A 23,616-nucleotide genomic window follows, 5' to 3' on the forward strand; every position below is an offset into this window, starting at 1 on the left:
CCTACGGCTCGACCACGACCTCCTGGGCCGCCGCCGTGTTCCCCGCCAGCAGCTCCGCGTCGACCGGCACGTTGCGCTTCACCAGGGCGAGCGCGATCGGACCCAGCTCGTGATGGCGGGCCGATGTGGTGATGAAGCCGAGCTGACGCCCCTCGGCGCCGTCCGCCGCGAGCCGCACCGGCGTACCGGAACCGGGCAGCAGCACCTCGCTGCCGTCCAGGTGCAGAAAGACCAGGCGGCGCGGCGGCTTCCCCAGGTTGTGGACGCGCGCGACCGTCTCCTGACCCCGGTAGCAGCCCTTCTGGAGGTGGACGGCCGAGCCGATCCAGCCCACCTCGTGCGGAATCGTGCGGTGGTCGGTCTCGAAGCCGAGCCGCGGCCGGTGCGCCTCGACCCGCAGCGCCTCGTACGCCAGGATCCCGACGAGCGGGCCTGCCTGCGCCGCGTACTTCTCCAGGTCGGCGCGCGGCAGGAACAGATCGCGGCCGTACGCCGTCTCGCGCACGGCCACCCCGTCCGGCACCTCGGCGATGGAGCCGGCCGGCAGGTGCACGACCGCGAACTCCTCGGTGCGGTCGGCCACTTCGACCCGGTAGAAGAACTTCATGGACTCCAGGTACGCGATCAGCTCACCCTGGGTGTCGGGCTCGACGTGGATCCACACCGTGGCGCCGTCGTCCACCAGATACAGGGCGTGCTCGACGTGTCCGTTCGCGGACAGGACCAGCGCCTCGGTGGCCTGCCCCGCGGGCAGGTCGCTCACGTGCTGGGTGAGGAGCAGGTGCAGCCAGCTCAGCCGGTCGTCGCCGGTGACGGTGAGGACCCCGCGGTGCGAGAGGTCGACGAGACCGGTGCCGCCGGCGAGGGCGCGCTGCTCACGGAACAGGTCGCCGTAGTGCGCCGCGACACCTTCGTCGCGCCCTTCGGCGGGAACGGCGCCGGCCTGGGACAGCAGAGGGCTCTTCATGCAGGCAAGCCTACGACTCGGCGTCCGAAGCCTTCTTCGCGCACTGCGCACAGCGTCCGAAGATCGCGAAGTGCTTCATGTCCGTCTCGAAGCCGAAGGTGTCCCTGAGCTTCGCGGTGAAGTCGGCGGCCGCGGACACGTCGGCCTCGATCACCTCGGTGCAGTCCCGGCACACCAGGTGGATGTGGTGGTACCGGTCGGCCAGGTGGTAGGTGGGGGCGCCGTGGCCCAGATGGGCGTGCGAGACCAGACCCAGCTCCTCCAGGAGCTCCAGGGTCCGGTACACGGTGGAGATGTTCACGCCGCCCGCCGTCTTCCGCACCTGGGTGAGGATGTCGTCGGGCGTCGCGTGTTCCAGTGCGTCCACGGCCTCCAGGACGAGCTGTCGCTGGGGCGTCAGGCGGTAGCCGCGCCTGCGGAGGTCGCTCTGCCAGTCGGTGGTCACCACGCTCCCAGCGTAAGACCTACTTGAAGAAGGCGATCCCGTCGTCCGGAAGATCACCGAGTCCGCGGGCCATGTCCGCGACCTCTTCCGGCGTGACGACCTTCTTGAGGTGCGCCGACATGTAGGGACGGAGCTCGACCTCGGGGGTCGCCTTCTCGCCGACCCACATCAGGTCGCTCTTGACGTAGCCGTAGAGCCGCTTGCCACCGGTGTACGGGCCGGAGGCGGCGGTGCGCGCCACGGCGTCCGTCACGAGGTCGATCTGCGGCTTCTGGTGGGCGAGCTCGCCGTACCAGATCTCGACGATGCCCTGGTCGCGGACCATGACGACCTCGACCTTGCGGTCCTTGTCGATGCGCCAGTAGCCCGACTCGGACTCCAGCGGCTTCACCTTGTTGCCCTCGGCGTCCAGGATCCAGGAGTGCGAGACGTACTCCAGGAAGTCACGGCCGTCGTGGGAGAAGGTCACGGACTGCCCGAAGTTCGCCTTCTCGGCGCCCGGGAAATCGGTGACGCCCGCGCCTTCCCACGTACCGAGGAGGAAGACCAGGGGAACCAGGTCGGGGTGGAGGTCGGACGGAATCTCGATCATGAGGGCTGCGATCTCTTCGTTGCGGTCGAGGTGAGCGTCGGGGCTTAGCGCTGGCCCTGGTACAGCTTCTTCACGGTCAGCCCGGCGAAGGCGAGGACGCCGACGCAGACCAGGACAAGGAGGGTGGAGAAAACAGCCTCAAGCACGGGGGGCTCCTCGCATGAGCGGGTGTAGGGGCGGTCAGGGCCGGCCCCCAGCCTAATGGGTGGGGGCCGGGCCCTCTCTGTGAGGTACGCCGCCGGTGGCACGGCCGGGTGCCGGGGCGGATCAGTCCAGGAGCTGCTCCTGGAGGACCGTGGTCTGGTGGAACGGGACCGCGGCGGCGGAGCCCTTCCTCGACTGGACGACCAGCGCGACGATGTCGCCCGCCTCCAGGTAGGCGTGACGGACCTGGACGGGGCCGGACGGTGCCGCCTCCACGTACACGTCGTGGCGCACGTCCGGGATGTCCTCGTCGGACAGGTAGCCGTCGTCGATCGAGGACTCTCCCTCGACGTCCTTCAGCAGCCGCGGCGCGACGCCTGCGTTGGCGAAGTCCGCGTTGGTGAAGGCGTCCCGGTAGGCGGCGGTGTGGAAGCGCACCAGGTAGATACGGGTGGCGGTGCCGTCCGGCATGGTCCAGCCGCGGGCGGCGATCTGTCGGAGGCCGCCCTCGGCAAGGTCCTGGCGCACGGTGGACAGGCTGCTGTCGCCGGCGAACTCCTGGAGGAACCGGTCGACGGAGATCCGGCTCTTGTCCCCCTTGAGCGTCGGATCGGGCGTACTGCCGGCCGGCGCGGGCAGGAGGAGCTGCTCCAGGTCGGCGTAGTGAATCTCGCCGTGGTTGTCGGAGGCGAACGGCAGCGGCGCCCCGGCGGGCAGCGCGGGCCTGGTCAGCGTCGGATAGTCCCAGCGGCCGTCGTCCTTGGTCGCGAGACCGGGCACGTCGGTGCGCTCGCGCGTCGTGATGCCGTACGCGACGCCGCTCCCCAGCACCCCGAACACGACGACGGCGGCGGTCCAGCGCAGGACGGCCCGCAGCACGCGGCGGTCCTTGGGCGGGGGGCCGGCGGGGCTCGGCTCGGCGGGGCTCGGCTCGGCGGACGGGGGCTCGGCGGGCAGCTCGACGGAAGGCCGCTCGGCGGGGCTCGGCTCGGTGGGGCTCGGCTCGGTGGCGCTCGGCTCGGTGGCGCTCGGCTCGGCGGGGCTCGGCGGGGCCGTGGTCTCGCTCCGCTCGGTCAGGTCACTCACACGGACTCCCCGGGGGACTTGACGTAATCGAGCTGCTCGCGCAGCAGCCCGGCGGCCGCGCCGGTGTCCAGCGGGGCGGCCCCGTAGGTGTACGCGCTGACCATGATGTCCCCCTCGTAGGCGGTGCAGACCATCGCGTCGAGCGGCACCTTGTCGCGCTTGGGCAGCAGATAGCACGCGGCATTGGGATGCCCGTCGATCTTCGGTCCCGCGCGGAGTTCCTTGAGGGCGTGCGCGAGCTGGCCCTGGACGTCATGCAGGCTCTTGATCGCCTGCGTGTTCTCCATCTGGGAGAGCCGCATCTCGGTGACGGCCTTGCCGTCGCTGTAGCTGCGCAGGGCGATGCCCTTGACCTTCAGCCGGTCGACGGCTTTGTCGCTTTCCTTCCGCTCGTCGGCCGACAGCCCGCGGCCGCCCTGCTTCATGAGCGCGACGGCCTGCTGGGCGCCGAGGACCGCGTCATTGCCGAACTCCTCGATGTCCGGGCCGGGTACGTACTTCAACGGCACCGGCAGCTGCTTGCCGCCGAGCCCCGGCAGGGGGGTGTCGCCGGGCCTGGGCTCCGGCGCCTTCGTCGGCGTGGTGGGCTTCGCCAGGATGACCGTCGGAGCAGTACGGTCCGCGTCGCCCAGCTCGTCCAGCGCCCAGACGGCACCACCGGCCACGAGCAGGAGCGCGACGGCCCCCGAGACCAGCGGAACGAGCCGGTGCCCGCGACGAGGGGAAGCCGCCGGGTCCGCGGTGCCGGGGGTGCCGGGGGTGCCGGGGGTGCCGGGGGTGCCGGGGGTGTCGGGGGTGCCGGGGGTGCCGGCGACCGGAGCCTCGGGGGACGGGGCCCGGACCTCGGCGGTCCGGGCGTCTTCTTCGTTCTTCACAGGCGCTCCAACTGCTGCTTGGCCAGGGCCTGCAGGGCGGACTCCGGGACGGCTCCGGAGAAGTCGTCGTACTCGATCTCCATGACGATCCCGTCGCGCCAGGCGTAGGCCACGCCCTCGTACATCGGCTTGTAGCCGGGCTCGGTGTTCGGCTTGTCGAATACGTACGTACGCCCCTCGGTGTTGCCCGGGATCGGCTTCCCCGGATTGCCGGCGTACTTCTTGTCCGGCAGGTAATCCTGCTGCTCCTGGACGTACCGCTTGGACGGGACTGCGTCGTCGTCGTGGAACTGGGTGAGCACGACGGTGACGTACGCATGGCCGTCCAGGGACCAGGACGTCCTCGCGCGGCGCCGGAACCCGTCGCGCAGGGTGCCCGTGAACCCCGCATCGGGGTGCTCGAAGAGGGCCGCCATACCCACCAGGTCCTCCCAGCGGGGCTTCTCCTCGGACTTCGCGGCGTCCGGCTTCGGCACGAGGAGGCGGCGCAGGTCGCCGTCCGACTTCTCGTCCCAGCGATTGGCGGAGACGGTGCGGGCCGTCGTGTTCTTGCCCGCCGGTGTGGTCCGCGACTCCGCCAGATCCTGCCGCGCGAGGGGCGCCAGCGGGGTGGGCTGCCGCTGGTACTGCACGACGTACCCGGTGACCGTTCCGGCCACCACGCCGAGCACGGCCGCCGCCGCGATCAGCCGGACGACGCGGCCCGGGGGGCGGCGCCCGGGGGCCTGGGCGGCGGGGCCGGTGACGTCACCTTCGACTGCCGCCGGGTCTGATGGCCCCGGCACGGGCGTACCCGGCACGGACGGGCCATGCTCGGGCGTACCCGACTCGGGCGGCCCTTCGAGGGCGGGCCCGGACGTGCCGGACTGCCCTTCGGTTGAACTCACTTCTCCCCCACAAGACTTGACTCGTCGTGAGTCGTTCGACTCGGCTTGCCCGGATTTGCGGCACAGCCGCCGCCATGCGCGGCACACAGCAGACTCACTGCCGCGCGGGGAGGTTGCGGCGCGGCGGATTACAGTTCGGCATATGCCGAAGCAGAAGCTCGTGATCAAGGTGACCGCCGGGGCCGACGCGCCGGAGCGGTGCTCGCAGGCCTTCACCGTGGCGGCGGTGGCCGTCGCCAGCGGGGTGGAGGTGTCGCTGTGGCTGACCGGTGAGGCGTCCTGGTTCGCCCTGCCGGGCCGGGCCGCCGAGTTCGCCCTGCCGCATGCCGCGCCGCTGCCCGATCTCATCGAGTCGGTTCAGGCGGGGGGACGGATCACCCTGTGCACGCAGTGCGCGACCCGCCGCGACATCACCGAGCAGGACGTCCTGGAAGGCGTACGCATCGCGGGGGCGCAGGTCTTCGTGCAGGAGATCATGGCGGACGGCGTACAGGCGCTCGTGTACTGAGACCTTTGCGTTGAGCGCGTGTACGGAGCCGGGCTGCGGACCGGGGACTACGGCCGGCGCTTCTTGCCGTCCAGCTCGTCCCACCACTCGTCCGACTTGGGGTCGCCCGACGGGTCGTCCCACCAGCGGTCCTCGGGGCCGCGCCGGTTGGCGACCATCGCGGCGATCGGCGGGATGACCATGGCGACCACACACATCGCCACCGCCGCCGGGACCGACCACAGGCGCACGAAGCCCCAGGCGGACACGAAGAGCAGAATGCAGCCGCCCATCATCCAGAAATAGCCGCGCCGACGCCGGGCCAACATGAATCCAGCGTACGACGGCGGGGCCGGACCCGATACGGCGAAGCCGGGCCCGTACGACACGGGCCCGGTACGGCGCGAAGGGCCGCACCCCATCTCCAAGGCGTCCAACCCCGGGGTGCGGCCCTTCGGCCGGTACTGCGGTGGTGCGGTGGTGCGAGGGTGGTGCCGTCGGTCAGACGGCGATGGCGACCTCGGCGAGGCCGCCGGTCTGGGCGACGACCGTACGGTCCGCGCTGCCGCCCGGCACCAGGGCGCGCAGGGTCCACGTGCCCTCGGCCGCGTAGAAGCGGAACTGTCCGGTGGCCGAGGTCGGGACCTCGGCGGTGAACTCGCCGGTCGAGTCGAGCAGGCGCACGTAACCGGTGACGGGCTCGCCGTCTCGGGTCACCTGGCCCTGGATCGTGGTCTCACCGGGCTTGATCGTCGAGGCGTCGGGGCCGCCGGCCTTCGCTCCACACATGGGTTCTTCCTTACGGTCTACGGTCTGGGGGCTGTGCGGGGGGGCTGGGAGCCCTGGTTACTTGTTGGCGCCGAGCTCGATCGGCACGCCGACGAGCGAGCCGTACTCGGTCCACGAGCCGTCGTAGTTCTTGACGTTCTCCTGGCCGAGCAGCTCGTGCAGCACGAACCAGGTCAGGGCCGAACGCTCACCGATGCGGCAGTACGCGATGGTGTCCTTCGCCAGGTCGACCTGCTCGTCCTCGTACAGGGCCTTGAGCTCGTCGTCCGACTTGAAGGTGCCGTCGTCGTTGGCGTTCTTCGACCACGGGATGTTGCGGGCGGACGGGACGTGGCCCGGACGCTGCGACTGCTCCTGCGGGAGGTGGGCCGGGGCGAGCAGCTTGCCGGAGAACTCGTCGGGCGAGCGCACGTCGACGAGGTTCTTGTTGCCGATCGCGTTCACGACGTCGTCGCGGAAGGCGCGGATCGAGGCGTCCTGCGGCTTGGCCTTGTACTGGGTCGCCGGGCGGCTCGGCACCTGGTCGCCGTCCACGAGGTCGCGGGAGTCGAGCTCCCACTTCTTGCGGCCGCCGTCGAGGAGCTTCACGTCCTGGTGGCCGTAGAGCTTGAAGTACCAGAAGGCGTACGAGGCGAACCAGTTGTTGTTGCCGCCGTACAGGACGACGGTGGTGTCGTTGCCGATGCCCTTGGCGGAGAGGAGCTTCTCGAAGCCCTCCTGGTCGACGAAGTCGCGGCGGACCGGGTCCTGGAGGTCCTTGGTCCAGTCGATCCTGATCGCGTTCTTGATGTGGTTCTTCTCGTACGCCGAGGTGTCCTCGTCGACCTCGACGATGGCGACCTTCGGGTCGTCGATGTGGGCCTCGACCCAGTCGGCGTCTACCAGGACGTCGCTGCGGCTCATGTTGTTCTCCTCCGGGGCAGTGTGCGGGGGCGGCGATGCGGGTGTGCGGGTACGCGGCTGCGGCTCGCGCATGCGGCACGGGGTGGGGCTGGGCGGCCTTCGGGCAGCCAAGTGGCCCGGGAAACGCGGGAGTTGAGCGTCCCGCTCAGAAGGGGCGACAGAGCATGGCGGCGACGCGGCACAGGTCTACTGCCCGCCGCTTCGTGAGGTCCGCCTGTCGCTTCATGCGTCCGATCGTAGGGACGCGTGCGGGGTGTGTCACCGGTGTGTCACATGATGAGACTCGATCATCCACATGTTGATACGAGTCTGCCCTTCCGGCCGGGGTCCGTCCCCTCGGGGCCACGCCCCGGGGCTCCCGCATCTGCCCTGCGGACCCCACCGTCTCACCATCCGGTCAAGGGCCCACGCGGGGCCTCCCTCACCCGCCCGTGCGGCTACCCGAGGGTGCGCCTCCCTGGGGCTCCGCCCCAGACCCCGACGCGTTTTCCCACCCTCCCGCCCGTGCGGCGAATTGAGAGGCTCGGCCCCCGGGGCTCCGCCCCAGACCCCGTTCGCGCCTGAAGGGCGCTCGTCCTCAAACGCCGGACGGGCTGAGGATGTCCATGCGGGCCGGCACCGAGTGGTTAAGGGGCGCGGGGAACTGCGCGAGAAGCGGGCACGGCCCGCACCCGAAAACCGGCCCTTCAAGGGGCGCGGGGAACTGCGCGAGCAAGCGAGCACGGCCCGCACCCGAAAGCGGGGTTCAGGGGCGCGGGGAACTGCGCGGCCAAGCCGTCCACCGGCCCGCGGACGAAGGCGGGGTTCCACGGGGCGCGGGGAAGTGCGCAGGTGGAAGCGGGTTCGGGGAGCCCGGGGCCGGTCGCGGGGAGCGGGGTGGTGGGGGTCAGCCCGCCAGATGGACTTCCGTGCCCTTGCCCGAGAAGCGCAGCCCCGCCTCCGACGCCGTCACCTTGTCCAGCTTGATGCTCGACGGCATCCCCTCGATCTTCAGGTCGTAGTCGACCGCCTTACGGAGCCGCTGGTCGAACCCCGGCACCGGCAGCTTCGGCAAGGACTCCGCGCGCAGCTGCACCGCCCCCGACCCGTTCAGCGCGACCGTGCTGTACGCCGACACCTTCTGCCCCTGGATCAGCGACTTGATGGAGGCCGGCAGCGTCACGCCCTGCCCCTCCAGGAGGTCGGTGAGCGGGCCCGACACCTTGACCTGGCCCTTCGCCGCGCGCTCGGCCCCGGCGTACCCCACCGTCGCCCCCTTCGGCGCGGCCTTCGACAGGTCCGCGTACGAGATGTTCGCCGCGCCGTCGGCCCGCCCCGCCACCACCGACGAGAAGCTGCTGTCGATCCGTACCGCGTACAGCTCGGCCGTCACCTCGGTGACGTTGACCGAGTGGCCGCCCGCCGTCGCGGTGACACCGGACAGCGAGACGTCGACCTCGTCCAGCTCCTTCGCGAGGACCTGCGTCAGGAACGGGAAGCCCTTGATGTCGACGTCCGGCGCCGACCCGAGCCGCTGGCTGCTCTGGATCTTGTCGGCCGCCTTCGACTCGGCGATGTTCACCGCGATGCGGTCCACGGCGACGAAAATTCCGCCGAGGACGATCGCGACGATCAGAAGTATTCGCAGTGCCCGCATTGCCTACGTGTCCCCCACCAGTCGGCCGCCATTCGGCAGCCACTCGGCCGCCACTCGGTCCTTCGATCTTCATCGAACGACGAACGTGAGCCTAGCTCCGGTTCCCTACGCCACGGCGCGCCCGATGAGATACAGCACAGGAACCGCCGCGGTGAGCGGCAGGGCCACACCCGCCGTCATGTGCACGAACCGGGACGGATAGTCGTACGAGGCGACCCGCAGCCCGATCAGCGCGCACGCACCGGCCGCGAGGCCGAGCAGCGCGCCGGGTGCGCCGATGCCCGTCAGGCCGCCGACCGCGATGCCCGCGCCCGCCGCCGCGAGCAGCGCGACCGCCACGGAGGCCGGCGCCGGCAGGGGCAGGGCCCGTGCCAGTACGGCGACGGCCACGGCCGCGGCGCCGACCGAGACCGCGTGCGGCGGCGCCGCGAGAGCGCCGCCGGCCAGGATCGCGAGCGCCGCGGAGGCGACGGTCGCCATCAGGCCGTACATCCGCTCGTCGGGGTCGGCGTGCGAGCGGAGCTGCAACACGAGGGTGAGCAGCACCCAGACGCCGAGCGTGCCGAGGATCGCGGCGGGGCCGTCCTCCCGGCCGAGCGCGAGCAGCGCCACGTCGGCGACGAGACCGCCGGCGAACGCGAGCGCGATGCCCTGCCGGGCCGGCCACATGCCGTTCAGCCGGAACCAGCCCGCGGCCGTCACGGCCTGGAGCGCGATCAGGGGGACCACCAGGGCGTACGGCCCGACCGGCGCCGCCACCGCGAGGAGCAGGCCCAGGACGGCGGTCAGCGCCGCGGGCCGCATGCCGGGCGCGATGACCGGGGAGCGTCCCTCCGCGCGGGCCCGCTGGGCATCGGTGATCCGCGCGTTGCCGACCGTGGTGGGCGGGCTGTACGCGGGGCCCGCGGCCGCGCCCCCGGCGGAAGCCTGCGCCTGCGGCCCGGAAGCCGGGGCCGGGGCCGCTGCGGGCTCGTACGACGGAGCCGCGGCCGGCGCCGGCGCCATCGGCGCCTCGGGTGGCAGCGGCACGGACGTCGTGCCCGTGCCGTGCGACGGCGCCTCGTGGCCGGAACCACCCGGCACGCCGTACCCCGGCACGCCGTCATCAGCGTGACCGCTCCGCACGCCGTACCCCGGCGCACCGTCCTCGGCGGCACCGCCCGGCACGCCGTACTGCGACACCCCGTCCCGCACGGCGCCTGCCGGCATCCCGGCGTACGCGCCGCCCTGCGGTGGCAGGTAGGCCGTCTCCTCGACACCGGCCCCCAGGCCCGCCTGCCGCGGCGGATACGCCGTCTCCGGCGCACTCTCCTCCCACGGCTGCGCGTGGCGCGGCCGGTAGGGGGCGGGCTCCGGCGGCTGCTGGGCGGGCGGGACGGTGGGCTGGTACTGGGTGTCCCAGGTCTGGCCCTCCCAGGTCTGCGTGTACTGCTGCTGGTCCTGGTACGGCTCGTACGGGAACGGTGGCTGCGGCTCGGGCCGCGGCGGCACGGGCTGCCCGTACTGGTCGTACTGGGGCTGCTGCTGCTGATGGTGGTACGGGTACTGCTCGCTCATGACGTGGGGGTCACCCTCCTGCGAACGGCGGGAGCACCTCGACCGTGCCGCCCTCGGCAAGGCGTACGGTCTCATGCTTCCGCTTCCCGACGGGGTCACCGTCGACCAGGAAGGAACACCGCTGGAGTACGCGCGTGAGCTCTCCGGGGTGCCGTTCGCGCACCGCGTCGAGGGCCTCGGCCAGCGTCCGGGCGGCGTACGGTTCCTCGGCGACGCCCGCGGCGGACTTGGCCGCGGCCCAGAAGCGGATGGTTCCCGCTGCCATGGTGAGGCTCCTTTCGTCGCCCTCCATGATGGGCCACGCGGCGGGCCGCGCGGCGGTCAGCCAGTCGCCGATCCGCCGCAGGAGCTCGTCGGCGGCCGCGTTCTCGGCGTGGCCCATGCCCTCTTCCAGCCACAACTGCGCAGGTCCGGCCGCCGCCAGCATGCGCGGATGGTCCACGGGGAAGTACGGGTCGCGGTCGCCGTGCACGATGAGCAGCGGCGTCGGCGCGATCAGCGGGACGGCCTCGACGGGCGAGAGCGGCACCGGGTCCCAGTCCTCGGTGTGGATGCGGGTGGCGAAGCCGATCCGGCCGACGAGGCGTCCGGCCCGCCGGGTCACCAGCCAGTGCACCCGGCGCATCGCGGGCGTGCCCCGGTAGTACCAGCGGGCGGGCGCGCTGACCGCCGCCACTGCTTCCGTGCGCCCCCGGTCGCTCCCCCGGTGGGTCGCGGCATGCCGCAGCACCACCGACCCGCCCATCGAGAAGCCCACGGTCACCACTCGTTCGTACCCGAGTGATCTCGCCCACTCGACGGCCGCCGCGAGGTCGAGCACCTCGCGGTCGCCGACGGTGGAGCGGCCGCCGGATCCGCCGTGCCCGCGGAAGGAGAAGGTGATCACGGCCGCGTACTGGGCGAAGACCCCCGCCGCCCTGCGTACGGCGGGCCGGCCGGCCGCTCCGGTGAAGCCGTGCGCGACCACGATCGCCGTGTCGCCCGGCCCCTTCGCGCAGGGCTCGTAAACCGCCTCGATCCGGACACCGTCGGAGGTACGCAGGGTGGCGCGCCGGGGGCCGGGAGTGATCGAGGAAACAGCTGAAGTGTGAAATCGGCCCTCTGCTCCGGCATTCATGTGGGCTATTCTCCTGGGCAGAGGATCCGGGCAACGCAGCCCCCGGGTCCTTTTGTGTTTCCCCGTCGTTGTTACGGACGGGTGAACAAACGCTCACAAACGGGCCGGCGGGCCAGGCCCGGCAGGACCGACCGTACGAAGCAGTGCCGCACCACCCCCGAGCTCTCACCGAGCAGGAGGAACAGACGTCATGGGCGAGCGAACCGTGCACGATACGAAGCGGACCATTCGGGTAGGAGGAGAGCGATGAGCTCCCTACTGCTCCTGACCAATGCCCTTCAGCCGTCGACGGAGGTGCTACCCGCCCTCGGCCTGCTCCTGCACAGCGTGCGTGTGGCGCCCGCCGAGGGCCCCGCCCTCGTCGACACCCCGGGCGCCGACGTCATCCTCGTCGACGGCCGCCGCGACCTGCCGCACGTGCGGTCGCTGTGCCAGCTCCTGCGCTCCACCGGCCCCGGCTGTCCGCTGATCCTGGTCGTGACCGAGGGCGGCCTCGCCGCCGTCACCGCCGACTGGGGCATCGACGACGTGCTGCTGGACACCGCGGGCCCGGCCGAGGTCGAGGCCCGGCTGCGGCTCGCCACCGGCCGCGCGCAGGCCGTCTCGGACGACTCCCCGATGGAGATCCGCAACGGCGACCTCTCGGTCGACGAGGCCACGTACAGCGCGAAGCTCAAGGGCCGGGTCCTGGACCTGACCTTCAAGGAGTTCGAGCTGCTCAAGTACCTCGCCCAGCACCCGGGCCGGGTCTTCACGCGCGCCCAGCTGCTCCAGGAGGTCTGGGGCTACGACTACTTCGGCGGCACCCGCACGGTCGACGTCCACGTGCGGCGGCTGCGCGCCAAGCTCGGCCCCGAGCACGAGTCGCTGATCGGCACCGTGCGCAACGTCGGCTACCGCTTCGTGACGCCCGAGAAGCCCGAGCGTTCCTCCGAGGACGCCAAGGCGAAGGCGGTCGTGGACGCGGCCACCGCGGAGGCGAAGCAAGCGGCGGCCCGCTCCAAGCGGTAGCGGATCCCCGGACCGGCCGGTCCAGCGGGGTCTGACGGGGTCCAGCGGCGTCCGGACAGGGGCCGGCGGGATCCGGCGGGGGGCCGTCGCACGGCTCCCCGCGCCCCGTCGGCCCGGGGACCGGGCGGGTAGATCACACATGGGGTACGACCTGCGATACGGCCTGCCCAGAGACGGGTCACCCCGCGTAGACTGCCGCGCGTGGCCAAGGTGACGCGGGACGACGTGGCACGACTTGCGGGTACTTCGACCGCCGTCGTCAGCTATGTCATCAACAACGGACCCCGGCCGGTCGCCCCGGCCACGCGCGAGCGTGTCCTCGCCGCGATCAAGGAGCTGGGGTACCGGCCCGACCGGGTCGCGCAGGCCATGGCGTCGCGGCGCACCGACCTCATAGGAATGATCGTCCCGGACGCGCGCCAGCCGTTCTTCGCGGAGATGGCGCACGCCGTCGAACAGGCCGCGTCCGAGCGCGGAAAAATGGTCCTGGTCGGCAACTCCGACTACGTCGACGACCGTGAGGTCCACTATCTGCGGGCCTTCCTCGGCATGCGGGTCGCGGGGCTCATCCTGGTCAGCCAGGGTCCCAGCGAGCGGGCCGCCGCCGAGATCGACGCCTGGGACGCCCGGGTGGTGCTGCTGCACGAGCGGCCCGAGGCGATCGACGACGTGGCGGTGGTGACCGACGACATCGGCGGCGCCCAGCTCGCCACCCGCCACCTGCTCGAACACGGCCACGCGTACGTCGCCTGCCTCGGCGGGGTCGAGTCCACCCCGGCCGTCGGTGACCCGGTGGCCGACCACGTCGAGGGCTGGCGCCGGGCCATGCTGGAATCCGGCCGCTCGCTCGAAGGACGCCTCTTCCAGGCCCCGTACAACAGGTACGACGCCTACAAGGTGGCCCTGGAGATCCTCGCCGGGCCCCAGCGGCCCCCGGCCATCTTCTGCTCCACGGACGACCAGGCGATCGGCGTGCTGCGGGCCGCCCGCGAGCTGCGCATCGACGTGCCCGGCGAGCTGGCCGTGGCCGGCTTCGACGACGTCAAGGAAGCGGGCCTGACCGACCCGCCGCTGACCACGATCGCCTCCGACCGGCCGGCGATGGCGCGGGCCGCGGTGGACCTGGTCCTCGACGACGGGCTGCGGGTCGCGGGCTCGCGCCGCGAACGTCTCAAGCAGTTCCCCTCGCGGCTCGTCGTACGCCGGTCCTGCGGCTGCGGCTGACCCGCCCGGGAGGCCGCCCCCGAGAGGCCCCGAAAGACCGCTGTGCCGGACGCCGCGAGGCGTCTTTATTTCGGGCAAACGCGGTTCTGCCGGGCTTCTTACCCCGTCCTCAGACTGCTCTCATCAACGGTGGCGAAGGTCATAGACATGACCGAGAGCCCCCGCCACAGCGGCGAGTACCCCGAGCAGCAGCCGATCCACTCTGACGAGTCCTGGCAGCGAGCCAAGGACGACGCCCGGCGAGAGGCCGAGGCCCACGCGGCCGCCTACCCGCCGCCTCCCCCGTACCGGCCGGCCACCCCGCCCGCCCCGGTGAACACCGGTCCCGCCGCCACCGGATGGCCGGGCGCCGGCGCGCACCCCGAGCCCGCGACCACCGCCCACTCCTACGACGGCGGCCACGACGGCGGCCACGGCGGCGGTGACGGCACCGCCCGCTTCGCCGGCGGCGAGGCGGGCGACCCGAAGCCGCGCCGCGCCAAGCGGTCGGTCGGCCTCGTCGCCGCCGTCGCCATCATCGCGGCGGCGATAGGCGGCGGCACCGCGAGCCTCGTCGAGCACTACGTCAAGAACGACGGCACCTCGGTCAGCGCCGGAGTGAGCGGCACCAACGCCTCCAACAGCACCAACGGCACGGTCTCCGGGGTCGCCAAGGCCGTCATGCCGAGCATCGTCGAGATCAACGCGACGTCCAACGCGGGCGAGTCGACCGGTGCCGGCGTGATCGTCACCGCCGACGGCGAGATCATCACCAACAACCACGTCATCTCCGGCTCGACCTCGGTCAAGGTGAAGCTCAGCAACGGCAAGAGCTACACCGCGAAGGTCGTCGGCACCGACCCCGACAAGGACCTCGCGCTGATCAAGCTGAACGGGGCGAGCGGCCTCAAGCCCGCCTCCCTCGGCGACTCCAGCAAGATCGCGGTCGGCGACCAGGTCGTGGCCATCGGCTCCCCCGAGGGCCTCACCGGCACCGTCACCAGCGGCATCGTCTCCGCACTCGACCGCGATGTCACCGTCGCCAAGGAGCAGGGCGACCAGGGACAGGGGCAGGGGCAAGGCCAAGGGCAGGGCCAGGGCCAGGGGCGTGGCGGTGGCGGCTGGCCGTTCGAGTTCGGCGGGCAGCAGTTCAACGGCGACACCGGCTCCTCCAAGACCACGTACAAGGCGCTCCAGACCGACGCCTCGCTCAATCCGGGCAACTCCGGCGGCGCGCTCATCGACATGAACGGCAACATCATCGGCATCAACTCCGCGATGTACTCGCCCAGTTCGAGCAGCGCGAGCGGTTCGTCGGCCGGCAGTGTCGGGCTCGGCTTCGCCATCCCCGTCAACACCGTCAAGTCCGACCTCTCCAGCCTGCGCGGCGGCGGCAGCGGCGGCGCCGACACCGGCGGCAGCGGCAACCAGGACGGCGGCGGCTCCGGCGGCGCCTTCAGCGGCAGCTACTGACGGCCGGCAGCTACTGACGACCGGCAGCTACTGACGACCGGTCACCACCGATACCTCGGACACCCACCGGCGCGGGGCAGCGAGCCGTCCCGCGCCACACCGTCCGCGTGCGAGGCTGGTGTTCCGAGCCGGCAGAGAGACAGAAGAAGGAACCCGCTCATGAGCCCCGCCGAGGACGAACCGCAGCGCATCCTGATCGTCGACGACGAACCCGCCGTCCGCGAGGCGCTGCAGCGCAGTCTCGCCTTCGAGGGGTACGGCACCGAGGTCGCCGTCGACGGCCTCGACGCCCTCACCAGGGCGGAGGCGTACCAGCCCGAACTGATCGTCCTGGACATCCAGATGCCGAGGATGGACGGGCTCACCGCGGCCCGCCGGCTGCGCGCGGGCGGCTCCACCACGCCCATCCTGATGCTGACCGCGCGCGACACCGTCGGCGACCGGGTCACGGGGCTCGACGCGGGCGCCGACGACTACCTGGTCAAGCCGTTCGAACTCGACGAACTCTTCGCCCGCATCCGTGCGTTGCTGCGCCGCAGCTCGTACGCGGCCGACGCGGGCGCGGCCGGTCAGGACACCGGGAACGTGCTGACGTTCGCCGACCTCAGGATGGACCTGTCCACCCGCGAGGTCACCCGCGGCAACCGCCTCGTCGAGCTGACCCGCACCGAGTTCACCCTCCTGGAAATGTTCCTCACCCACCCCCGCCAGGTGCTCACGCGCGAGCAGATCCTCAAGGCGGTCTGGGGCTTCGACTTCGAGCCCTCCTCCAACTCCCTCGACGTCTACGTGATGTACCTGCGCCGCAAGACCGAAGCGGGCGGCGAACCGCGGCTCGTGCACACGGTGCGGGGCGTGGGGTACGCGCTCCGGCCGGGCGGCGCCGAGTGAACCGTCTGGTCCGCCGCTACCGCGCGATGCCGCTCCGCTCCCGCCTCGCCATGCTCGTCGCCACGGCGGTCGCGGTGGCGGTGGCGGCGGTCTCGGTGACGTGCTGGCTGCTGACCCGCGCCCAGCTGGGCGCCGAACTCGACACGACACTGCGCAACACCGGCGCGCCCAGCAGCCTGGTGCAGGGTGCGCTCCAGTCCTGCATGTCGCAGGGCAGCCTGCCGCCGGGGCAGAAGCCGTTCGCGTACATCCAGGTCGTGCTGCCGGACGGCACCCGCTGCGTGGCCCCGGACTCGCCGCCTGTACGCGTCATGCCGCAGGACGTCGCGGTGGCCCGCGGCCTCAAGACGGAGAGCCTGCACAGCAGCACCACCGACGGCGGCATGGACGTACGGGTGCACACCCAGCGCCAGGAGTTCGCCGGGCGGTGGGCGACGGTCTCGCTGTCCCGCCCGCTCACCGAGGTCGACTCCGCGCTCAAGCGGCTCGCCCTGCTCCTGACCGGTCTCGCCGGCATCGGGGTCATCGCGGCCGGCGCGGCGGGACTGTGGGTCGCGCGGACCGGTCTTCGGCCCGTGGACAAGCTGACCGGGGCCGTGGAGCACGTGGCCCGCACCGAGGACCTGACGGTGCGCATCCCCGTCGAGGGCGAGGACGAGATCGCCCGGCTCTCCCGCTCGTTCAACGCGATGACCGCCGCGCTCGCCTCCTCCCGCGACCGGCAGGCACAGCTCATCGCGGACGCCGGGCACGAGCTGCGGACACCGCTCACCTCGCTGCGCACCAACATCGAGCTGCTCGCCCGGAGCGAGGAGACCGGGCGGGCCATTCCGCCCGCCGACCGGGCGGCCCTGATGGCGTCCGTCAAGGCGCAGATGTCCGAACTCGCCGCCCTCATCGGGGACTTGCAGGAGCTGTCGCGGCCGGACGCGGTGCGCGAGGGGCCCCTCGAAGTGGTCGGTCTGCACGACATCACGCGGGTCGCACTCGACCGGGCCCGGCTGCGCGGGCCCGAGCTGACCATCACGGCTGAACTCGCGCCGTGGTACGTGCGGGCGGAGCCTGCGGCGCTTCAGCGGGCGGTGGTGAACGTCCTGGACAACGCGGTGAAGTTCAGCCCGCCGCACGGGGCGATCACGGTCGTCCTCGACCGGGGGGCGCTGACCGTACGCGACCAGGGGCCCGGCATTCCCGCCGAGGACCTGCCGCACGTCTTCGAACGCTTCTGGCGTTCGCCGTCGGCGCGGGCGCTCCCCGGGTCGGGGCTCGGCCTCTCGATCGTGGCCCGCACGATCCAGCACGCGGGGGGTGAGGTGGCTCTCGCCCCGGCGGACGGCGGCGGCACCCTGGCCACCCTGACCCTCCCAGGCGCCCCAACCCCGCCCCCCTCCACAACCCCCTGAGGCTCCGCCCCAGACCCCGTTCGCGCCTGAAGGGCGCTCGTCCTCAAACTCCCCCAAGGCCTCAAGGGCCAGGGGGGACCCCCATGACGGGCTGAGGATGCCGAGGATGGACACCCTGCCCAGGGCAGCCCACCCAGGGGCGCGGGGCTGTGACATTGCGCGGCTCCGCCACGGCGGGCGCGACCGCCCGGCACCGGGTGCCCCACAAGGGGCGCGGGGAACTGCGCGAGAAGCGGGCACGGTCCGCAGCCGAAGGCCCTGGGGCTCCGCCCCAGACCCCGTTCGCGCCTGAACGGCGCCCGTCCTCAAACTCCCCCAAGGCCTCAAGGGCCAGGGGGGACCCCCATGACGGGCTGAGGATGCCGAGGATGGACACCCTGCCCAGGGCAGCCCACCCAGGGGCGCGGGGCTGTGACATTGCGCGGCTCCGCCCCGGCGGGCGCGACCGCCCGGCACCGGGTGCCCCACAAGGGGCGCGGGGAACTGCGCGAGAAGCGGGCACGGCCCGCAGCCGAAGGCCCTGGGGCTTCGCCCCAGACCCCGGTTCGCGCCTGAAGGGCGCTCGTCCTCAAACTCCCCCAAGGCCTCAAGGGCCAGGGGGGACCCCCATGACGGGCTGAGGATGTCCGTTCCGCCCGGCGGCCAAGTAGTCCAGGGGCGCGGGGAACTGCGCGGGCAGCCACCCGCGGCCCGCTGCCGAACCGCGCGAAAGCTCCCCGCCCCCAGCCCGCCCCGCAGGGGCACGCGCGGCCTACCGCAGGACCGTGATCCGCCCCGGCGCCGGAGGCGAAAGCGGCGTGGACGCCGACGAGTTCGACGCGAGGTAGGCGTCGAAGACGTCCAAGTCCGACGCCCCGACCACCTTGTTCGTGCCGACCAGCGCCGGGAACCCGTCGCCCCCGCCCGCCAGGAACTCGTTCATCGCGACCCGGTACGTCTTCGCGGGGTCGATCGCGACCCCATTCAGCCTGACCGTGTCGACGACGACCCGCGCCGCCCCCGTCTTCGTCAGGTCGAGCGTGTACGTCAAACCCTTCGAGATCTGGAGGATCTTCGGGTCGGCCGCGTTCACCCCGCTGACCTGCTGCTGGAGCGCGGAAAGAAGCTGCGCCCCGGAAAGGTCGACCACGTTCATCATGTTGGTGAACGGCTGCACCGTGAACGCCTCGCCGTACGTGACGACGCCGTCCCCCTCACTCCCGCCCGCCTTGAACACGAGGTCGGAGCGGATGCCGCCGGGGTTCATGAGGGCGAGCTGCGCGCCGCCCTTGTCGGGGGCGGAGAGCCCGGCCAGTTGCGCGTCCGCGATCAGGTCGCCGAGCGGCTTCTCGGGGGCGTCCGAGCCGCGACCGTTGATGTCGGCGGAGATGTAGCCCTGCGGACGGTTGGCGACCGGCGCCGCCAACTTGCCCCATCGGGCGATGAGTTGGGTCATGTCCGCGGCCTTGGGCTGGTCACGGCTGACGATGTGGTTGCCCGAGCTCGGCGACTTCGCCGCCGTGCGCACGATGTCGTTCGTCCGCCGGTCGTACGTCAGCGTCGTGTCCGTGTACAGCTTGCCGAACGACGCCGCCGAGGTCACCATGCGCGGGTTGCCCGCCGGGTCCGGGATGGTGCAGACGTACGCCTGGTGGGTGTGGCCGGTGATCAGGGCGTCCACCTTGGGCGTGATGCCCTTGGCTATGTCGACGATCGGGCCGGAGATCCCGCTGCCGGGGCCCTGGCTGTCGCAGCTGTCGTTGTAGGCGCCGCTCGACGGCATGCCGCCCTCGTGGATCAGCGCGACGATCGACTTGACGCCCTGACGGTCGAGTTCCTTGGCGTACTTGTTGATCGTCTCGACCTCGTCCGCGAACTTGAGGCCCTTGACGCCCGACGCGGTCACGACGTTCGGGGTCCCTTCGAGGGTCACCCCGATGAAGCCGAACTTGACGCCGTTCTTCTTCCACACCGTGTACGGCTTGAGGATCGGCTTGCCGGTCTTCTCGTTCGTCACGTTGGCCGCGAGGTAGGGGAAGTCCGCGCCGCGGAACTTCCTGCCCTTCTCGTAGCAGCCCTCGGTGGGGTGGCAGCCGCCGTTCTGCATGCGCGCGAGCTCGGTGGCGCCCTCGTCGAACTCGTGGTTGCCCACGGCCGTGACGTCCAGCTTCAGCTTGTTGAGCGCCTCGATGGTCGGCTCGTCGTGGAAGAGCCCGGACAACAGCGGGCTCGCGCCGATCATGTCGCCGCCGGCCGCGGTGATCGAGTACGGATGGCCCGCGCGCGCGGTGCGCAGCGAGGTGGCGAGGTACTCCATGCCGCCGGCCGGCACGGACGCGGTGGTCCCGTCGGGCCGGCGCTCCGTCACCGCGCCGGCCGAGCCCGCCGGGGGTTCGAGGTTGCCGTGCAGGTCGTTGAAGGAGAGCAGCTGCACATCGACGGTGCGGTCCGGCTTCGGGTGGTGTCCGTGGCCGCGGTCGTGCGCGGTGGCGGGCATCGCGGCGACGAGCGCCCCGACCGTGGCAAGTCCTGCGGCCCCCGCCCACATTCGTGTGGCGGCACGCTTCCCGTGGGATTTCGCTGGCATGTGGTCTGTGAGTCCCCTGTGAGTGTCCGGTGAGGTCCCGGCGCAGCCTATGGTCAACGCGCGTAGCGCAACAGGGGTTCGCGGGTCACGAGCTGGTTGCCGTGGGCCGCGTACGGCTCACGCCACCCGACCGCGCGCGACCCGGCTCGCGGGGCGGCCCGCCGTACCCTCGTACCCATGACAGACGCACCCTCCCCCACCCCGTCCACCCGCGACATCCAGACGCTCGACGAGCTCGGCCCCGCCCAGGCCCAGGCCGTTCTCGAGCTCCTCGCCGAAGCCGCCCGCACCGACGGACAGCAGGCCGTTTCCGAGCAGGGGCGGCTGCGGTTGCGCGGGGGCCGGCGCGAGGGCGTGCGGCATTTTCTGCTGACCGTGGACGGCACGCTCACCGGGTACGCCCAGGTGGAGGACACCGACCCCGTCGAGGCGCCCGCCGCCGAGCTCGTCGTTCACCCCGCTCAGCGCGGCCACGGGCACGGCCGCGCGCTGGGCAGCGCCCTGCTCGGCTCGACCGGCAAGCGGCTGCGGGTGTGGGCGCACGGCGGGCACTCCGCCGCGCGCCATCTGGCGCAGGTGCTCGGGCTGACCCTCTTCCGTGAACTGCGCCAGCTGCGGCGCCCGTTGAACGAGGCCGACATCGCCGAGCCCGGCTGGCCCGCGGGCGTCACCGTGCGCACGTTCACGCCGGGCGAGGACGACGCGGCCTGGCTCGCGGTCAACGCGGCCGCCTTCGCCCACCATCCCGAGCAGGGCTCCCTCACCCAGCGCGACCTCGACGACCGCAAGGCCGAGCCGTGGTTCGACCCCAAGGGGTTCTTCCTCGCGGAGAAGGACGGCGAGCTCGTCGGTTTTCACTGGACCAAGGTGCACGCCGAGGAGCGGCTGGGTGAGGTGTACGTCCTGGGCATCCGGCCCGACGCGCAGGGCGGCGGGCTCGGCAAGGCGCTCACGGCGACGGGCCTGCGCCACCTCGCGGCCGAGGGCCTGCCGACGGCGATGCTCTACGTCGACGCCGACAACACGGCGGCCCTCGCGGTCTACGAACGCCTCGGCTTCGTCACGCACGAGGTGGACCTGATGTACCGCGCCGAGTCCTGAGCCGCCGCGCACGGGCCCCGCGGGCGGCTCCCCCCGGGCGCCGGCGACCCCCGGGGGCCCGGGTCCGCTCTCCCGCGCGCCATGTCCTCGTAACCAGCCATTCAGACACGCTTGCGACGCTCACGCAATGAAGCCGCCGGCGCCCGCCACCCGGAACGGACCCGTTCCCCCGCCCAGAGCCCCCCGGGCGCTCACTCCCGCCCGCTCCGACGCGCTGGACGGGGCCGTCGCGCGGAACAATGGGGGCATGAGCCAGCAGCCCAGCGCCGAGGACACGCTCAAGACCGCCCAGCCGTCCGTGGCCTCCATAGCCGCGCACCGCCCGCACACGCTCGCCGCCGTCGCCTCCGATCTGGAGCCGGACATCGACGCGGACCTCGACGCGTACGAGGACGAGAGCGAGGGCGACGAGCTGCCCTCGGGGCGCTTCCTCGACCGCGAACGCAGCTGGCTCGCGTTCAACGAGCGCGTCCTGGAGCTCGCCGAGGACCCGGCGACCCCGCTCCTCGAACGGGCGAACTTCCTGGCGATCTTCGCCTCGAACCTCGACGAGTTCTTCATGGTCAGGGTCGCGGGCCTCAAGCGCCGCATCGCCACCGGCGTCGCCACCCGCTCCGCGTCCGGCCTCCAGCCCCGCGAGGTCCTCGACCTGATCTGGACCCGGTCGCGCGAGCTCATGGCCCGCCACGCCGCCTGCTACCAGCAGGACGTCGCCCCGGCGCTCGCCGACGAGAACATCCACCTGATCCGCTGGCCGGAGCTGACCGAGAAGGAACAGGCCCGCCTCTTCACCCTGTTCCGGCAGCGGATCTTCCCGGTGCTCACGCCGCTGGCGGTGGACCCCGCACACCCCTTCCCGTACATCTCGGGGCTGTCGCTCAACCTCGCCGTGGTGGTGCGCAACCCCGTCTCGGGCCACCGCCACTTCGCCCGCGTGAAGGTGCCGCCGCTGCTCTCGCGCTTCCTGGAGGCCTCGCCGCAGCGCTACGTCCCGCTGGAGGACGTCATCGCCGCGCACCTGGAGGAGCTGTTCCCCGGGATGGAGGTGCTCGCGCACCACATGTTCCGGGTGACCCGCAACGAGGACCTCGAAGTCGAGGAGGACGACGCGGAGAACCTGCTCCAGGCCCTGGAGAAGGAACTCATGCGGCGCCGCTTCGGACCGCCGGTGCGTCTGGAGGTCGAGGAGTCCATCGACCCGTACGTACTGGACCTGCTCGTACGGGAGTTGAAGGTCTCGGACGCCGAGGTCTACCCGCTGCCGGGGCCGCTCGACCTGACCGCGCTGTTCGGGATCTCCGCGCTCGACCGGCCGGAGCTGAAGTTCCCCAAGTTCGTCGCGGGCACCCACCGCGACCTCGCCGAGGTCGAGTCCGCGTCCGCGCCCGACATCTTCGCCGCGCTGCGCGAACGCGACGTGCTCCTGCACCACCCCTACGACTCCTTCTCCACCTCGGTGCAGGCCTTCCTCGAACAGGCGGCGTCCGACCCGGACGTGCTGGCCATCAAGCAGACCCTGTACCGGACCTCGGGCGACTCCCCGATCGTGGACGCCCTGATAGACGCCGCCGAATCGGGCAAGCAGGTGCTGGTCCTGGTGGAGATCAAGGCGCGCTTCGACGAGCAGGCCAACATCAAATGGGCCCGCAAGCTGGAGGAGGCCGGCTGCCACGTCGTGTACGGGCTCGTCGGCCTCAAGACGCACTGCAAGCTGTCCCTGGTCGTGCGCCAGGAGAACGACATCCTGCGCCGCTACTCGCACGTCGGCACCGGCAACTACCACCCCAAGACGGCCCGCCTGTACGAGGACCTGGGGCTGCTGACCGCCGACCCGCAGGTCGGCGCCGACCTCTCCGACCTCTTCAACCGTCTTTCGGGATACTCCCGCCGCGAGACCTACCGGCGCCTGCTCGTCGCCCCCAAGTCCCTGCGGGACGGCCTGATCGCGCGGATCAACAAGGAGGCCGCCCACCAGCACGCCGGGCGCCCCGCCTACGTCCGCATCAAGGTCAACTCGATGGTCGACGAGGCCGTCATCGACGCCTGTTACCGGGCCTCGCAGGCCGGGGTGCCCGTCGACGTCTGGGTCCGCGGCATCTGCGCCCTGCGCCCCGGGGTGACCGGGCTCTCGGAGAACATCCGGGTCCGTTCCGTCCTCGGCCGCTTCCTCGAACACTCCCGGGTCTTCGCCTTCGGCAACGGCGGCGAACCCGAAGTGTGGATCGGCAGCGCCGACATGATGCACCGCAACCTCGACCGGCGCATCGAGGCACTGGTCCGGGTCGCCGACCCGGCCCACCGCGCGGCCCTCGGCCGGCTCCTGGAGACCGGCATGGCGCCGACCACCGCGTCCTGGCACCTGGGCGCCGACGGAGGCTGGACCCGGCACGCGGCCGACGCCGACGGGCTGCCGCTGCGCAACGTGCAGGAGATGCTGATAGACGCCCGGAGGCGCCGGCGTGCAACGCCCTGAGAACGTGAGG

General features: G+C 72.0%; 21 protein-coding genes and 1 pseudogene. 8 read left to right on the plus strand and 14 right to left on the minus strand.

Annotated features, from left to right (window positions below):
* Position 1 precedes the first annotated feature (1 nt).
* From ygfZ to OG432_RS15235, 6 genes are all read right to left on the minus strand, one after another.
* On the minus strand, positions 2 to 967 hold the full coding sequence (gene ygfZ, locus OG432_RS15210; protein ID WP_328311478.1) for a CAF17-like 4Fe-4S cluster assembly/insertion protein YgfZ: 966 nt from the start codon (positions 965 to 967) through the stop codon (positions 2 to 4).
* A gap of 10 nt (positions 968 to 977) precedes the next feature.
* Positions 978 to 1,415, minus strand: a complete 438-nt coding sequence (locus tag OG432_RS15215; protein ID WP_328311479.1) for a Fur family transcriptional regulator — start codon at positions 1,413 to 1,415, stop codon at positions 978 to 980.
* 16 nt (positions 1,416 to 1,431) lie between these two features.
* Complete coding sequence (locus tag OG432_RS15220; protein WP_100577809.1) at positions 1,432 to 2,004, minus strand: FABP family protein; 573 nt, start codon at positions 2,002 to 2,004, stop codon at positions 1,432 to 1,434.
* Positions 2,005 to 2,271: 267 nt separating this feature from the next.
* A complete protein-coding gene (locus tag OG432_RS15225; protein ID WP_328311480.1) occupies positions 2,272 to 3,234 on the minus strand; it encodes a hypothetical protein in 963 nt (320 codons plus the stop codon).
* Complete coding sequence (locus OG432_RS15230; protein ID WP_328311481.1) at positions 3,231 to 4,109, minus strand: hypothetical protein; 879 nt, start codon at positions 4,107 to 4,109, stop codon at positions 3,231 to 3,233. Before OG432_RS15230 ends, OG432_RS15225 begins: the two co-directional genes overlap by 4 nt.
* Positions 4,106 to 4,996 carry a hypothetical protein gene (locus OG432_RS15235; RefSeq protein ID WP_328311482.1) on the minus strand — a complete coding sequence of 297 codons (891 nt, stop codon included), beginning with the start codon at positions 4,994 to 4,996 and terminating at the stop codon, positions 4,106 to 4,108. Before OG432_RS15235 ends, OG432_RS15230 begins: the two co-directional genes overlap by 4 nt.
* Positions 4,997 to 5,138: 142 nt before the next feature.
* Between OG432_RS15235 and OG432_RS15240 the strand changes: the two genes are divergently transcribed.
* Positions 5,139 to 5,504, plus strand: a complete 366-nt coding sequence (locus tag OG432_RS15240) for a DsrE family protein (RefSeq protein WP_328311483.1) — start codon at positions 5,139 to 5,141, stop codon at positions 5,502 to 5,504.
* Positions 5,505 to 5,551: 47 nt separating this feature from the next.
* Here OG432_RS15240 and OG432_RS15245 read toward each other — a convergent pair whose 3' ends face one another.
* The 7 genes and pseudogenes from OG432_RS15245 to OG432_RS15275 form a co-directional block, all read right to left on the minus strand.
* The gene (locus OG432_RS15245) at positions 5,552 to 5,812 is read right to left on the minus strand and encodes a DUF3099 domain-containing protein (RefSeq protein ID WP_328311484.1); all 261 of its coding nucleotides are present in this window, start codon (positions 5,810 to 5,812) and stop codon (positions 5,552 to 5,554) included.
* Between the two features lie 172 nt (positions 5,813 to 5,984).
* On the minus strand, positions 5,985 to 6,272 hold the full coding sequence (locus OG432_RS15250) for a DUF1416 domain-containing protein (RefSeq protein WP_328311485.1): 288 nt from the start codon (positions 6,270 to 6,272) through the stop codon (positions 5,985 to 5,987).
* A gap of 57 nt (positions 6,273 to 6,329) precedes the next feature.
* Complete coding sequence (locus OG432_RS15255) at positions 6,330 to 7,175, minus strand: sulfurtransferase (RefSeq protein ID WP_328311486.1); 846 nt, start codon at positions 7,173 to 7,175, stop codon at positions 6,330 to 6,332.
* A gap of 886 nt (positions 7,176 to 8,061) precedes the next feature.
* Positions 8,062 to 8,811, minus strand: coding sequence for an LmeA family phospholipid-binding protein (locus OG432_RS15260; protein ID WP_328311487.1), 750 nt, complete (start codon positions 8,809 to 8,811; stop codon positions 8,062 to 8,064).
* A gap of 105 nt (positions 8,812 to 8,916) precedes the next feature.
* Complete coding sequence (locus OG432_RS15265; protein ID WP_328311488.1) at positions 8,917 to 10,368, minus strand: hypothetical protein; 1,452 nt, start codon at positions 10,366 to 10,368, stop codon at positions 8,917 to 8,919.
* Positions 10,369 to 10,378: 10 nt separating this feature from the next.
* Positions 10,379 to 10,660 carry a MoaD/ThiS family protein gene (locus OG432_RS15270; protein ID WP_328315117.1) on the minus strand — a complete coding sequence of 94 codons (282 nt, stop codon included), beginning with the start codon at positions 10,658 to 10,660 and terminating at the stop codon, positions 10,379 to 10,381.
* 21 nt (positions 10,661 to 10,681) lie between these two features.
* Positions 10,682 to 11,485 (minus strand): annotated as a pseudogene (locus tag OG432_RS15275) (alpha/beta hydrolase); the annotation flags it as partial.
* A gap of 246 nt (positions 11,486 to 11,731) precedes the next feature.
* Here OG432_RS15275 and OG432_RS15280 point away from each other — a divergent pair.
* The 5 genes from OG432_RS15280 (at position 11,732) to OG432_RS15300 (ending at position 17,466) form a co-directional block, all read left to right on the plus strand.
* Complete coding sequence (locus tag OG432_RS15280) at positions 11,732 to 12,496, plus strand: response regulator transcription factor (RefSeq protein ID WP_443058391.1); 765 nt, start codon at positions 11,732 to 11,734, stop codon at positions 12,494 to 12,496.
* 201 nt (positions 12,497 to 12,697) lie between these two features.
* A complete protein-coding gene (locus OG432_RS15285; RefSeq protein ID WP_328311489.1) occupies positions 12,698 to 13,720 on the plus strand; it encodes a LacI family DNA-binding transcriptional regulator in 1,023 nt (340 codons plus the stop codon).
* A 147-nt stretch (positions 13,721 to 13,867) separates the two neighbouring features.
* Positions 13,868 to 15,172 carry a S1C family serine protease gene (locus OG432_RS15290; protein ID WP_328311490.1) on the plus strand — a complete coding sequence of 435 codons (1,305 nt, stop codon included), beginning with the start codon at positions 13,868 to 13,870 and terminating at the stop codon, positions 15,170 to 15,172.
* Positions 15,173 to 15,331: 159 nt separating this feature from the next.
* Positions 15,332 to 16,063, plus strand: a complete 732-nt coding sequence (locus OG432_RS15295) for a response regulator transcription factor (protein ID WP_328311491.1) — start codon at positions 15,332 to 15,334, stop codon at positions 16,061 to 16,063.
* A gap of 5 nt (positions 16,064 to 16,068) precedes the next feature.
* Positions 16,069 to 17,466: a sensor histidine kinase gene (locus tag OG432_RS15300; protein ID WP_443058574.1), complete on the plus strand. Its 1,398-nt coding sequence runs from the start codon at positions 16,069 to 16,071 to the stop codon at positions 17,464 to 17,466.
* A 751-nt stretch (positions 17,467 to 18,217) separates the two neighbouring features.
* Here the strand turns inward: OG432_RS15300 and OG432_RS15305 are convergent.
* A complete protein-coding gene (locus OG432_RS15305) occupies positions 18,218 to 20,032 on the minus strand; it encodes a bifunctional metallophosphatase/5'-nucleotidase (RefSeq protein WP_328311492.1) in 1,815 nt (604 codons plus the stop codon).
* Positions 20,033 to 20,209: 177 nt separating this feature from the next.
* Here OG432_RS15305 and mshD point away from each other — a divergent pair, with 177 nt between their 5' ends.
* Positions 20,210 to 21,133, plus strand: a complete 924-nt coding sequence (gene mshD, locus OG432_RS15310; RefSeq protein ID WP_328311493.1) for a mycothiol synthase — start codon at positions 20,210 to 20,212, stop codon at positions 21,131 to 21,133.
* 247 nt (positions 21,134 to 21,380) lie between these two features.
* Positions 21,381 to 23,606, plus strand: a complete 2,226-nt coding sequence (locus OG432_RS15315; RefSeq protein WP_328311494.1) for an RNA degradosome polyphosphate kinase — start codon at positions 21,381 to 21,383, stop codon at positions 23,604 to 23,606.
* The last annotated feature ends 10 nt before the right edge of the window (positions 23,607 to 23,616 follow it).

It is taken from the genome of Streptomyces sp. NBC_00442 (assembly GCF_036014195.1).
GTDB lineage: Bacteria > Actinomycetota > Actinomycetes > Streptomycetales > Streptomycetaceae > Streptomyces.